13 protein-coding genes are annotated in these 12,948 nt (G+C 70.7%); 2 read left to right on the forward strand and 11 right to left on the reverse strand.

All coding sequences use genetic code 11. From position 1 onward, the window contains the following. Positions 1-2: 2 nt before the first annotated feature. Genes O3597_RS28200 through O3597_RS28215 form a run of 4 tightly spaced genes read right to left on the reverse strand, consistent with a single transcriptional unit; the run spans position 3 to position 3,631 of the window. Entirely contained in the window at positions 3-653 is a 651-nt protein-coding gene (locus O3597_RS28200; protein WP_281602914.1) for a response regulator transcription factor, read from the reverse strand. Next, positions 650-1,972, reverse strand: a complete 1,323-nt coding sequence (locus O3597_RS28205) for a sensor histidine kinase (protein ID WP_281602915.1) — start codon at positions 1,970-1,972, stop codon at positions 650-652. Before O3597_RS28205 ends, O3597_RS28200 begins: the two co-directional genes overlap by 4 nt. Positions 1,973-1,976: 4 nt before the next feature. Next, positions 1,977-2,711 carry an ABC transporter permease gene (locus O3597_RS28210; RefSeq protein ID WP_281602916.1) on the reverse strand — a complete coding sequence of 245 codons (735 nt, stop codon included), beginning with the start codon at positions 2,709-2,711 and terminating at the stop codon, positions 1,977-1,979. 11 nt (positions 2,712-2,722) lie between these two features. Further along, positions 2,723-3,631 (reverse strand): ABC transporter ATP-binding protein, encoded by a 909-nt coding sequence (locus O3597_RS28215; protein ID WP_281602917.1) that lies wholly within the window; start codon positions 3,629-3,631, stop codon positions 2,723-2,725. Between the two features lie 158 nt (positions 3,632-3,789). Here O3597_RS28215 and O3597_RS28220 point away from each other — a divergent pair, with 158 nt between their 5' ends. Both O3597_RS28220 and O3597_RS28225 read left to right on the forward strand, forming a co-directional pair. Continuing rightward, a complete protein-coding gene (locus O3597_RS28220) occupies positions 3,790-4,581 on the forward strand; it encodes an EI24 domain-containing protein (RefSeq protein ID WP_281602918.1) in 792 nt (263 codons plus the stop codon). 1 nt (position 4,582) lies between these two features. Continuing rightward, the gene (locus O3597_RS28225) at positions 4,583-5,098 is read left to right on the forward strand and encodes an O-acetyl-ADP-ribose deacetylase (protein ID WP_281602919.1); all 516 of its coding nucleotides are present in this window, start codon (positions 4,583-4,585) and stop codon (positions 5,096-5,098) included. Here the strand turns inward: O3597_RS28225 and O3597_RS28230 are convergent. The 7 genes from O3597_RS28230 to O3597_RS28260 form a co-directional block, all read right to left on the reverse strand. Beyond that, positions 5,095-6,012 (reverse strand): GNAT family N-acetyltransferase, encoded by a 918-nt coding sequence (locus O3597_RS28230; protein WP_281602920.1) that lies wholly within the window; start codon positions 6,010-6,012, stop codon positions 5,095-5,097. The two genes, O3597_RS28225 and O3597_RS28230, sit on opposite strands and share 4 nt — an antisense overlap. Before the next feature lie 124 nt (positions 6,013-6,136). Further along, positions 6,137-7,090: a DUF559 domain-containing protein gene (locus O3597_RS28235; protein ID WP_164448501.1), complete on the reverse strand. Its 954-nt coding sequence runs from the start codon at positions 7,088-7,090 to the stop codon at positions 6,137-6,139. A 93-nt stretch (positions 7,091-7,183) separates the two neighbouring features. Then, the gene (locus tag O3597_RS28240) at positions 7,184-8,191 is read right to left on the reverse strand and encodes a LacI family DNA-binding transcriptional regulator (protein WP_164448500.1); all 1,008 of its coding nucleotides are present in this window, start codon (positions 8,189-8,191) and stop codon (positions 7,184-7,186) included. Positions 8,192-8,210: 19 nt separating this feature from the next. After that, positions 8,211-9,581 carry a GH1 family beta-glucosidase gene (locus tag O3597_RS28245; protein ID WP_164448499.1) on the reverse strand — a complete coding sequence of 457 codons (1,371 nt, stop codon included), beginning with the start codon at positions 9,579-9,581 and terminating at the stop codon, positions 8,211-8,213. After that, entirely contained in the window at positions 9,578-10,411 is an 834-nt protein-coding gene (locus tag O3597_RS28250) for a carbohydrate ABC transporter permease (RefSeq protein ID WP_164448498.1), read from the reverse strand. The genes O3597_RS28245 and O3597_RS28250 overlap by 4 nt, the downstream gene beginning before the upstream one ends. A 76-nt stretch (positions 10,412-10,487) precedes the next feature. Beyond that, entirely contained in the window at positions 10,488-11,495 is a 1,008-nt protein-coding gene (locus O3597_RS28255) for a sugar ABC transporter permease (RefSeq protein WP_281602921.1), read from the reverse strand. 113 nt (positions 11,496-11,608) lie between these two features. Continuing rightward, positions 11,609-12,916 (reverse strand): extracellular solute-binding protein, encoded by a 1,308-nt coding sequence (locus O3597_RS28260; RefSeq protein WP_281602922.1) that lies wholly within the window; start codon positions 12,914-12,916, stop codon positions 11,609-11,611. Positions 12,917-12,948 lie beyond the last annotated feature (32 nt).

Consider the following 12,948-nt stretch of genomic DNA (forward strand, 5'->3'; position numbering starts at 1 on the left):
GCTCACCGTCCACCGGGGGTCAACAACCCCCGGTCGTACGCGACCGCGACCGCGGCGGCCCGGTCGTTGACCCCGAGCTTGGCGTAGACGTGCAGCAGGTGGGTCTTCACCGTGGCCTCGCTGATGAACAGGCGCGCGGCGGCCTCGCGGTTGGACGAGCCCCGGGCCACCAGGGTGAGCACCTCCAACTCGCGTTGGCTCAGCGGTTCCTCTGCTGGCCGACGTGGCGTCCGCAGGCGACCCATCAGCCGGCCGGCCACGCTTGGCGAGAGCACCGACTCCCCTCGGGCGGCGGCGCGTACCGCCCGGACCAGTTCGTCGCGGGGCGCGTCCTTGAGCAGATAGCCGGTGGCACCGGCCTCGATTGCCGGGAGCACGTCCGCGTCGGTGTCGTACGTGGTCAGTACCAGCACCTTCGCCGGGCTGTCGGCCTCGACCAGGCGGCCGATCGCGGTCACCCCGTCCATCCCCGGCATCCGCAGGTCCATCAGCACCACGTCGGGGCGGCTGCGGGCGGCCATCGTCAGGGCCTCGGCGCCGTCCGCCGCCTCGCCGACCACCTCGAACCCGGGGTCACCGGCGAACATGCCGCGCAGCCCGTCGCGCACCACCGGGTGATCGTCGACGATGAGCAGGCGCACCGGATCGGTCATGCGGCGGCTCCGGGCAGGGCCGGTACGGAGGCCGAGACGGCGGTGCCGCCCCCCGGTTCGGACTCGACGGCCAACTGGCCACCGACCCGGTTGACCCGCTGCCGCATCGCGGTGAGGCCGTAGCTGCCGTTCTCGTTCGGGACTGCCGAGCGGCTGGTCAGGTCGAATCCCGTTCCGTCATCGCGGACGTCCAGGGTCACCACGTCCGACATGTACGACAGGGTGAGCCCGACCCGGGAAGCGGCAGCGTGTCGGGCCACGTTGCTCAATGCCTCCTGCGCCGCCCGCAGCAACGTCACCTCGATCTCCGGGTGCAGCGGGCGGGGCGTCCCGGTGGTGCTGACGCTGGCCGTCACCCCGTGCACGGCCGACCAGCGGTCACCGAGTTCGGCGAGCGCGTCGGGCAGCCGGGCCGTCTCCAGCGGCTCGGGGCGCAGCGCCCGGACCGATCGGCGGGCCTCGGTGAGGCTCTCCCGGGCCAGTGCCAACGCATTGTCCACGTGCCGCCGCCAGTCGGCGGAACGGTCGCGGGTCTGCTCGGCCGCCTCCAGTTGGGTGATGATGCCGGTCAGCCCCTGGGCCAGGGTGTCGTGGATCTCCCGCGCCATCCGCTGCCGCTCGTCCAGCACCCCCGCTTCGCGCGCCTGGGTGATGAGTTGGGCGTGCAGCCCCTCGTTCTCCTGGATCGTCTCGGCGAGTTGGCGGTTGGTGGCGGCGAGTTCCGCCACCAGCCGCTTGCGCCTGGCGTCCTCCCGTTCGCCGACAAGGTTGAACCAGCTCACCGCACCGGCCAGGGCCAGGTTGACAAGCACCAGCACCAGCCACAGCGGCCAGTTCGACCACGAGGACGGCAGGCCGCCGCCCTGCGCGGTGGCGACCAGCACGGCGGTCGCGGCCATCCCGACGAAGCGCCATCGTCCGTCGAGCACCAGGAAGGCGTGCAGGAAGCCGACCCAGGCGAAGAAGCCGTACCACGGGCTCGCGGTCACCAGGACGGCGGCGAAGGCCAGCAGCCCGACGTAGTAGAGCGTCATCGACCCCCGTCGTCCCGGCCACCGCGGAGACAGGATGACGAACCAGGTGACCCAGCAGGCGGTCAACCCGGCGACGACCAGGGTGGGCAGCATCGGCAGCCCGCGCGGTGCCGGTGCGAAGGCGGCCAGCAGCGAGCCGACGAGCAGTCCGCCGTAGGGCAGGAGGCGGTGCAGCCGCGCCTCCCGCGCCCGCCAGTTGGCCAGTCGGTGATCGTGGGTGGGCAGGGCGTCGTCGCGGCCAGCCGTCCGGTCCCCGCCGCCGCTCGTCCCGTCCCCGCCCATCATGCGCTCACTCCCAGCGGAACAGCTTCACCGCTGCGGCACCGGCCGCCACGGCGATCACGGCCATTATCCCCAGGTGCAGCGGGTGCGGTGCGGTGCCGGTCCAGGCGTCGAGCAGCGCCTGGATCCCGGGCGGCGTGTAGGCGCCGACGTCGGCCAGGAAGTCGGGCAGCAGGAACCGGGGCAGGTACACCCCACCGAGGAACATGACCAGGATGAACAGCGGTACGGCCAGCGCCTGGGCCGACTTGGCGGTGGGCGCGACCGCCGCCACCAGCAGCCCCACCGCGAGCAGTGCGGCCGTACCCAGGACGAGTGCCGCCGCGAACCCGAGCGGGTGCTGTGGCAACGGGGTGTCGAACGCCAGCCGGGCGACCACCGCGAGGAGCACCGCGCTGACCAGGATGCCCGTCAGGGCAAGCACGAGTTGGGCGGCCAGCAGTGCCAGTGGACTCGCCGGTGTGGTGGCCAGCCGACGCAGGATGCCGCGCTCCCGGTAGGTGGCCAGCACGGTGGGCAGGGCGTTGATGCCGACCATGGCCAGTGTGATCACCAACAGTGAGGGGGTGAAGTAGGTCACGAAGGACTGGTTGCCGAGGTCCGGACTGGGCTCGCGGAGCGAGGGAATCAGCCCGAGCACCACCAGGATCAAGGTCGGCAGGGCGATGGTGAGCACAAGCGTCGGGATGTCCCGCAGGTGCAGCTTCGCCTCGGTCCTGAGGATCTGGCGGAAGGCGTGCATCGGGTCCTCCTTCAGTCGACGAACCGGCGCCCGGTCAGCTCGACGAACGCGTCGTCGAGCGTGGCCTGCTCCAGCCGTAGGTCGGCGGCGACGATCTGGTGGCGGGCGAGCACCGAGGTGACCGCGTGCAGCACCTCGCCGGTGCCGGTCACCAGGATCTGGTTGCCGCTGCGTGTAACGGCCGTGACCTGCGGCAGGTCGGTCAGCAGCCGGTCGTCGAACGGTGCTGAGGGGCGGAACCGGATGCGCTGCTCGGGCGTGACGGTCGAGACCAGCCCGGCGGGGCTGTCCAGGGCCACCACCCGCCCCTTGTCGATCACGGCCAAGCGGTCGCAGAGCCGTTCGGCCTCCTCCATGAAGTGGGTGACCAGCAGGATGGTCACCCCGCGATCCCGGACCCGTTCGATCAGGCCCCAGGTGTCCCGGCGGGCCTGCGGATCCAGCCCGGTGGTCAGCTCGTCCAGGATGGCGATCCGCGGGTTGCCGACGAGCGCCAACGCGATGGAGAGCCGCTGCTTCTGGCCACCGGAGAGCTTCTCGTACGGGGTGTCCCGCTTCCCGTCGAGACCCAACTCGTCGAGCAACTGCGCCGGGTCGGCCGGCTCGCGGTAGAACGACGCGTAGAGCGTCAGCGCCTCAGCGACCCGGAGCCGGTCGGGCAGTCGGCTCTCCTGAAGTTGCACCCCGACCTGGTGGCGCAACCGGGTGGCGTCCCGGCGGGGGTCGAGCCCGAGGACCGACACCCCGCCCCCGTCTGGGACGCGCAAGCCGGCGACGCACTCCACCGTGGTGGTCTTACCGGCACCGTTCGGGCCGAGTACGCCGAAGATCTCGCCGGCCTCGACGTCGAACGACATGTCGCGCACCGCCACCGTCTCGCCGTAACGCTTGTGCAGGCTGGTCACCTCGATGACCGGCATGGCAACCGCCTCTCGCCGTCGCTTTCGGCTACCACTCAAGGGTGGCGAGGAGCGGCCGGCGACGAATCGACCGGCTGGAGGTGATCTTGATCGGCTCCGGTTGATTCCGGTGATCCGTCAACCGGTGGATGCGTCGGCGAGTGACTACGCTCCTGGGCGTGCACGCATCCGAGCTTCCCTCCACCGCCGTGGGCGCCGGTCGCCGCTTCCTCGGCGGGGCCACGCTCCTGCTGCGGGGCGTCCGCCTGTACGTACGCAGCCCAGGTCTGATGCTGCTCGGCGTCATTCCGGCGCTGATCTCCGGGGCGATCTTCCTGACCGCGTACGCTCTCCTGGTCTTCTTCGTCGACGACCTGGCCGCCGCGGCCACCCCGTTCGCCGACGACTGGGCGACGACGCCGCGCAGCGCGGTCCGGGTGGTCGCCGGGCTGGCCTTCCTCGGTCTCGGTGGCCTGCTCACCGTCCTCACCTTCACGGCGGTCACCCTGGTCATCGGCGATCCGTTCTACGAGAAGATCTCGGAGCGGGTGGAGCGACGCTACGGCGGTACGCCAGACGAGGTCGAGGTGCCGTTCTGGCCGTCGCTGCGGCGCAGCGCCGCCGACTCGCTCCGCCTGGTCGCCCTGGCGGCGCTGTTCGGTGTGCCGTTGTTCGCCGCCGGCTTCATTCCGCTCGTCGGCCAGACCGTGGTGCCGGTCATCGGCGCGGCGGTGGGCGGCTGGCTGCTCGCCGTGGAACTGACCGGCGCGCCCTTCTCCCGGCGCGGCAAGCGACTGCCGCACCGGCGCGCCGCGCTGAAGGCGGACCGCCCCACCGCACTCGGCTTCGGGGTCGCGGTCTTCGTCTGTTTCCTGATCCCGCTCGGCGCCGTACTGCTGATGCCGGCCGCGGTGGCCGGTGCCACCCTGTTGGCCCGCCGTTCGCTCGGCCAACCCATCACGGAGGGCTGACATGGACATCGCCCTGGTCGAGGGAGACATCACCAGCGAGCGGGTGGACGTGGTGGTCAACGCCGCGAACTCGTCGTTGCTGGGCGGCGGCGGAGTCGACGGTGCGATCCACCGCCGGGGTGGACCGGCGATCCTCGCGGAGTGCCGCGCGCTGCGCGCCGCCCGCTACGGGCGCGGCCTGCCGACCGGGCAGGCGGTGGCCACCACCGCCGGTGAGCTGCCGGCCCGCTGGGTGGTGCACACGGTCGGCCCGGTCTGGTCGGACACCGAGGACCGCACCGCACTGCTGCGTGGCTGCTACACCAACAGCCTCGCCGTCGCCGACGAACTGGGCGCGGCAAGCATCGCCTTCCCGCTGATCTCCGCCGGGGTCTACGGCTGGCCGGTCGAGGACGCCGTGCGTCAGGCCCTGTCGGTGCTGCGCTCGGCGACGCCGACGACAATCACCGAGGCCCGGCTGGTGCTGTTTGGCGCCGACACCCACGCCATCGCCGAGCGGGTGTACGCGGAGGGTTAGCCGCCGGGGCGCAGCTCGCGTACGCAGGACCACTGGCTGGCCACCCGTCGGTAGCCGAGCCGGTCGTTGACCGCCAGCATCGGCGCGTTCGCCGCGTCGTTCCCGGTGTACGCGACGGTGACGCCGCGCGCCGCCGCCCGGTGCAGCGCGGCCAGCTTCACCAGCCGGGCCAACCCGCGTCCCCGGTGCTGCGGCACGGTGCCGGTGTAGTCCGACCACATCCGCGCGCCGTCCCGCTTCACCAGGCTGATCGCGACCAGCTCGCCATCCACCTCGACGCCCATGCTGGCCTCCCGGTCCAGCCCGACGTTGTCCCAGGTGTCGGCGCACCAGGTGGCGTAGCTGATCGCGTCGGAGGCCACGTCGCCCGGCTCGTCGGCGCTGGCCAGCACCTCCACTTGGTGGACCTGGCGACTGTCGACCCCGGCCAGCGGGACCAGCCGGACGTCGTCCGGGGCCGCCGGCAGCGGCGGCAGCGCGCGCAGCTCCAGGGCCGAGAAGCGCTCCTGGCGACTCGGGATGAAGCCGTGCCGGCGGGCGAACGGCAACGACTCCGGCAGCGCCCGCCCACGTAGCCGGATCAGGTCGAGCGGCGCGAGGTGCTCCAGCGCCCGGCTCAGCAGTGCCCCGCCGATTCCGCGTCGCCGCTGGTCGGGATGTACGTGCAGCAGGGACACCTCGCCGACCGCAGCGCTCGTGTTGGTGTTGCGGGACGCCGACACCCAACCGACGACCTGCCCGTCGACCTCGGCGACGAAACCGCCCCAGTGCTGCTCCGCCGGTGGCGTCGAGATGAGCTGCCGGGTGGACGAGACCCCACGGATCAAGAAAGGAAACACGAGCGTACGCAACGCCACCACGGCTGGTGCGTCGTCAGGGTGTGTCGGACGGATCAGCGCGGACGGTGCAGACATGCGCGGCAGGTTAACCAAGCCCGACCGACCTCCGCGCCCGCTTTTCCGCCCCCATCTCCGCCGCGCGACACCGGGACGGTGGGTACGTTTCCTGTTGCCCCAGCGACAAGAAACGTACCCACGCTCAGCCTCGCCAGCCAGCGGCGGTCAGGGCGGCGCGGAGTTGGGCGGCGACATCGTCGGGGCGATGGCGGACGTCGAAGGCGGTGAACCGGAGGATGCGATCGCCGTCGATCCAGATCCGGTTCTGTCGGCGCAGGTCCGCCGCCCAGTGCCGGGCGTCCATGTGGTGCGCGCCGTCGACCTCCACGTGCAGCCGCCACTGTGGCCAGTAGGCATCCAGGTAGCGGATCCGTCCGTCGGCGTCGCGGCGTCGCTGCTGGGCGGTCGGTGCCGGCAGATGGTGGCGTCGGCAGAGCCGTACCAGGTCGATCTCGGAGAGCGCCTCCGCACCACCGGCGATGTCGTGCAGCGTCTGTCGGATCAGGACGCGCCGCCGGGCCTGGGGCAATCGGGCGAGGACCGCGCCGATCTCCGCCGGGGTCGCCCGCCGCTGCTGGCAGCCGGCCGCGAGGATCTGTTGCGCCTCGGCGTCGGTACGCACCCACTGCGCCGCGTCGACCAGGGACCGTGCCATCGACGTGCGGTCGGGCCGCCCACGCTGCCGGTCCTCGTCCGACAGTTGCCGAGCCCGGCGTACCCGGACCGCAGGCAGGCCGAGCGGCAACCGACGCAGTAGGTCTGCCCGACGTCGGTGATGCGGGACCAACACATCGACGGTCTCGTGGCGCCAGTTGCCGCGTAGCCCGCCCGCTGTCGCCGCCGCCAGCCCGGCCAGCACCGCACCCGGACCGGCCGCCAACACCGCCACCCACCAGTGCTGCTCTCGACGGTACGGCTCATCGGTCGAGGCGGCCCGCAGGATTCCCCGACACACCCTGGTCCACCGCCCTGTCGCCAGCAGGTGCCGGACCTTCGCCGGGGACAGTTCGGCGGTGGCCTGCGCCCAGCTGACGATCCCCGACTGCTCGAACAGCAACCACCGCAACGCGTCGGCGTCGTCTCCAGGTATCCGCATCTATCAATTGAACCCGAAGCTGGGTACGTTTCTTGTCGCCCCAGCGACAAGAAACGTACCCACGCACCCGCCGTACATCGCCGTCGGGCGGACTCAGGCGGAGTCGCGGATGATCAGCTCGGTGGGCAGGATGAGTGCCGGCTCGACCTGTTCGCCGGCGGCGAGGCGGAGCAGCAGCCGGGTGCCCTGCCGGCCCAGCTCCACGATCGGCTGCCGGACGGTGGTCAACGGCGGATCGGTGTACGCGGCGGTCTCGATGTCGTCGAAGCCGATCACCGCCACGTCCTCGGGCACCCGCCGTCCCGCCTCGCGCAGCGTACGCAGGGCGGCGTGTGCCATCAGGTCCGACGCGGCGAAGACGGCGTCCAGGTCGGGGTGGGTGGCGAGCAGCTCGCGCATCGCCGCCGCGCCGGACTCACGGGTGAAGTCGCCCACCGCCACCATCTCGGGCAGCCCGGCGGCGACCACGGTGTCCCGGTACCCGGCCAGCCGCTCGATGCCGGCGACCATGTCCTGCGGGCCGGCGATGGTGGCGATGCGACGTCGGCCGCTGTCGATCAGGTGCCGTACCGCGCGGGTGACCCCACCGACCTGGTCGACGTCGATGTACGGCACCTCCGCCCCGTCGAGCGGTCGGCCGCTGCACACCACCGGGATGCCCAGTGCGGCCAGCCGGGCGGGCAGCGGATCGGCCCCGTGCAGCGAGGCGAACAGCACCCCGTCGACGTGTCGACCGGTGGTGTACCGGGCGACCCGCTCGTGCCCGGCCGGCGACCCGGCCAGCATCAGCACCAGCTGCTTGTCGGCGGCCTCCAACTCCTGGGCGGCGCCGCGGATGATCCCCGGGAAGACCTGGTCGTCGGAGAAGACGCGGGTGGCCTCCTCCGGCATCACCAGGGCGATCGAGTCGGTCCGCTGGGTGACGAGGGTCCGTGCGGCCAGGTTCGGCACGTACCCAAGCTCGGCGACCGCCAGACGGACCGCCTCCTGGATCGGTTCGGCGACCGTGGTCGAGCCGTTGACCACCCGGGAGACGGTGGCCCGGGACACACCGGCCCGTCGTGCCACCGCTTCCAGAGTGGGCCGCTGCGCCCCCGTCATCGGAGAAATCACCACCTCGTCACAGCCCGTTCCGGGAGATCACCTCCTGGTACCACCGGGCGCTGGACTTCGGTGTACGCCGCTGAGTGAGGTAGTCGACGTGCACGATGCCGAAACGCTTACGGTACCCCTCGGCCCACTCGAAGTTGTCAAGCAATGACCATACGAGATAGCCGCGCAGGTCGACGCCCCGGGCGATGGCCTCGTGCGCGGCCCGCAGGTGACCGTCGAGGTAGGCGACCCGGTCCGAGTCCTGAAGCGGGGTCGTCGGGTCGGCGGTCTTGTCCGGGAACGCCGCGCCGTTCTCGGTGATCAGCAGCGGCACCGCCGGGTAGTCGGTGGCGATGCGCTCCAGCAGCCGGGTCAGACCGGCCGGCTCGATCATCCAACCCATGTCGGTGAGCGGTCCGACCGGTGCCAGGAACTGCACCTGCCCCTCGGTGCCGGGGTACGCCCCGCCACCGCCGGCACCGTCCGGCCGGCCGGCGACGTAGGTCGGCGCGTAGTAGTTGATCCCGAGCAGGTCGATCGGCGCCGCGATGATCTTCTCGTCCTCGTCCCGGACGAAGGTGGGTTCGACGAACCGTGCCACGTGCTCGCGAACGTCGTCCGGGTACCCGCCGACCAGCAGCGGATCGAAGAAGATCCGGTTGTGCAGCCCGTCGACCAGACGTACGGCCGCGGCGTCGGCGGCGCTGTTCGGGTCGGCGGGGCGTACGTCCGCGGGATTGAGCGTGACCCCGACGCGGCCGGCGCCGGCCGCGCGCAGCGCCTGTACGGCCAGGCCGTGCGCGAGCAGCAGGTGATGGACGGCGCTGAAGGCGGCACCCGGGTCCTGCACGCCGGGGGCGTGCACGCCGTTGCCGTACCCGAGGTACGCCGAGCACCACGGCTCGTTGAGCGTGGTCCAGGTGCCGACCCGGTCGCCCAGGCGGGCGTACACGGCGGAGGCGTAGGTGGCGAAGTGCTCGGCGGTGTCCCGGCTGGTCCAACCGCCCCGGTCCTGCAGCGTCTGCGGCAGGTCCCAGTGGTAGAGCGTGACGATCGGGTCGATGCCCCGGCCCAGCAGCGCGTCCGTCAGTCGGTCGTAGAAGTCCAGGCCACGAGGGTTGACCGGGCCACTGCCGTCGGGCTGGATGCGGGGCCAGGACACCGAGAACCGGTACGCCTGCAACCCCAGCTCCGCCATCAGCGCGACGTCGTCGGCGTACCGGTGGTAGTGGTCGCAGGCGACGTCACCGGTGTGGCCGGCGTGCACCTTGCCCGGGGTACGGCTGAAGGTGTCCCAGATCGACGGGCCGCGCCCGTCGTCGCGGGCCGCCCCCTCGATCTGGTACGCCGCGGTGGCCGCACCCCAGAGGAAGTTGTCCGGGAATCTCAACTCAGTCACGCCTTGACCGCACCTTCCATGATCCCGCCGATGATCTGGCGGCCGAACAGGACGAATACCAGCAGCAGGGGCAGCGTGGCGATGGCCGTGCCGGTGAAGACCTGGGACATGTCCTGGTAGTAGCCGTCGGACAGAGCCCGCAACGATAGCTGCACAGTGGGATTCTCCGGGTCGTTGAGCACCGCGTACGGCCAGAGGAAGTCGTTCCAGGTGGTCATGAAGGTGAGCAGACCGAGTACGGCGGCGGCCGGCCGCAGTGCCGGCACCACCACGTTCCAGTAGATGCGGGCGGTGCCGCAACCGTCCACCCGGGCGGCCTCGATCAGCTCACTGCTGACCGCCTGCCCGGCGTACTGCCGCATCATGAACACCCCGAACCCGGTGACCAGGGCGGGCATGATCACGGCCGGCAGCCGGTCGTTCAGGTTCAGCTTCGTCATCAGGATGTACAACGGGATGACGCCCAGCTGGGTGGGCACCATCATGGTGGCAATGATGATCATCAGCAGTGCGCTGCTGCCCCGGAACCGCAACTTGGCGAAGGCGAACCCGGCGAGGGTCGAGAAGAACACCACGGAGACGGTGACCGTGATCGCGACGATCGCCGAATTGATCAGGCCGGTCAGGAAGTAGGCGTCGGTGTTGGCGAACAGCCGGGCGATGTTCGCACCCAGGTTGCCGCCGGGGGTCACCGGCGGTGGCAGTTGGCCCATCGCGTCGCTCGACCGGCTGGCCACCACGAACATCCAGTAGATCGGGAAGACCGACAGGACGCCGGCGGCGACGAGTGCGAAGTACGTCAGCGGGCTCGCCCGCCACAACCTGCTCATCGCGCCACCTCGCTGCGCTCGGCGTCGCGATGAGCCACCACGGCACTGCGCTGAATGATTCGCTCACTGCGCTCGCTCACCGGGAGCCTCCCTTCCGCTTGCCGGTGTCCGGCCGGGCGCCGGCACCCAGCCGGCGGATGATCAGTACGTTGATCGCCGCGACGATGGCGATCAGGGCGAAGAGCAGCCAGGCGACCGCGGACCCGTAGCCGAAGTTGTAGTACGGCGCGAAGGCGTTCTCGAACATGTACATGGTCATCGTCTGCGACTCGCGCATCGGCCCACCCCGGATCGCGTTGGTGCCGGAGTGGAACAGCCGGGGCTCGGTGAACAGTTGCAGCCCGCCGATCGTGGAGATGATGACGCAGAAGATGATCGTCGGTTTGAGCAGCGGCACGGTGATGGTCCAGAACTGCCGGGCCCGGTTCGCGCCGTCGATCGCCGCCGCCTCGTAGAGGTCGCGGGGAATGGCCTGCATGGCGGCCAGGAAGATCAACGCGTTGTAGCCGGTCCAGCGCCAGTCGACCATCGTCGAGATGGCCACCCAGGAGGCGAACCGGTTGGACTTCCACTCGATGCCGTCGACGCCGACCAGGTCGAGCAGCCAGTTGACCATGCCGAACTCGCGGCCGAACAGCACGCCGAACACGATCGCCACGGCGGCCGTGGACGTGACGTTGGGCACCAGCACCGCCATCCGCCAACCGGTACGCATCCGCAGCTGCCGGTTGAGCAGGTTCGCCAACCAGAGCGCGGCGAGCAGTTGCGGGACCGTGCTGAGGACGAAGATGCCGAGGGTGTTGACCACCGAGTGCCAGAAGTCGCTGTCCGCCAGCAGCCGGGTGTAGTTGTCCGCGCCGACAAAGGTGGGATTGCTGCCCAGCAGGTCCCAGTCGTGCAGCGAGACCCAGAAGGTGTACGCCAGCGGCCAGGCCCCGAAGATCGCGAAGATCACGAAGAACGGGGCGATGTAGAGGTAGGGCGAGTACTTCGCGTCGATCCGGCTGAGCCGGCCGGCCCGGGACGGGCGGGTGCCACGCGGCGCCGGTGTGGCCGGTGGTCGCGCGTCGAGCTGCAACGCCATGACCCGTTGACTCCTTTCCACGCCCCCGCCCCGCGCCGGTCCAGGGCGAGCCGCGGACGCGTGCGCATCACGGCGGAGCCTGGACCGACGGCGGGGATGGGGCCTCGGGCCGGTTACTTGGCGGCGGCCTTCTTGGCGTTGTCGACCGCGTCCTGCCAGCCCTGCTCGGGGGTGCGCTGGCCCAGCTCGACGGTGCGGACCGCGTTCTCCACCTCGGTGCGGACGGCCTGGTTCTTCGGCCCCATGTAGACCGGCTTCAGCGTCTTCGCGCCCTCGCCGAAGATCCTGCCGACGGGCGCGTCGGAGAAGTACGCGTTGGTGGCCTCGGTGATGGCCGGGTCGTCAAGCGCCTGCGGCGAGGACGGCAGCGGGCCCTTGGCCTTGAAGGCGCCGATGTGCCCCTCGGCGCTGGTCAGGAACTTGACCAGCTTGACCGCCTCGTCCTTGTGCTTGCTCTGCTGCGGTACGGCCAGGTGCGAGCCGCCCCAGTTGCCGCCGTTGCCCGGCACCCGGGCGATGTCCCACTTGCCCTTGGCCTCCGGCCCGGCGTTGCCCTCGATCACACCGGTCATCCAGGCGGGGCAGGCGATGGTGGCGAACTTGGCCTGCTTGAAGGCGGAGACCCACTCCTCCGACCAGGAGCCGTACTTGCCGGACAGACCCGCGTTGACGATGTTCATGGTGATGTCCCAGGCCTGCTTCACCGCCGGGTTGGTGTCCACCACCAGGTTGTCGCTGGTGTCGTAGTAGTGGTAGCCCTGCGCGTTGCCGGCGGTCTGGAGCACGATGGTGTTGAAGGTGTTGGTGGCCGCGTCCAGGAACGAGGCGCCGGTGTTGGCGGCCTTGAACTTCTCGCCGGTGGCGATGTAGTCCTCCCAGGTCGGCCAGAGCGCGGAGACCTGCTCCCGGTCGGTCGGCAGGCCGGCCTTGTCGAAGAGGTCGGTGCGGTAGCACATCGCCATGCCGCCCACGTCGGTGCCGAGCCCGATCAGCTTCTGGCCGTCGGCGGTGAGCCCCTGGTTCCACTTCCACTCCAGGAAGTTGCCCTTGAGGTCGGCGGCGCCGTGGTCGAGCAGGTTCACGAAGTTGTCCGGGTTGGCCTTGTACTCGACCATCAGACCCTCTTCGATGGCCACGACGTCGCCGGCGCCCTTGCCAGCGGCGAGCCACTGGGTCAGCTTCGGCGAGTACTCGTCGAGGTTGCCGCCGGTGCCCCGCTCGACGATCTTGATGTTCGGGTTGGCGTCCATGTACTGCTGGTAGAGCTGCTCGTAGCCGAACTGTCCGAAGACGTCGACGGTGAGCGTTATCGTGCCGTCGCCGGCGGCCTCGTCGCCGCCGCCGCAGCCGCCGGTGACGAGCAGGACGCCGGTGGCGGCCAGAGCGACCGCCGCGAGGCGGTGACGCGGGAATGTGCCCATTTTTGGTGACCCCTCTCAGGTCGGGTGGTGGT

This window comes from Verrucosispora sp. WMMA2044, assembly GCF_027497155.1.
GTDB lineage: Bacteria > Actinomycetota > Actinomycetes > Mycobacteriales > Micromonosporaceae > Micromonospora > Micromonospora palythoicola.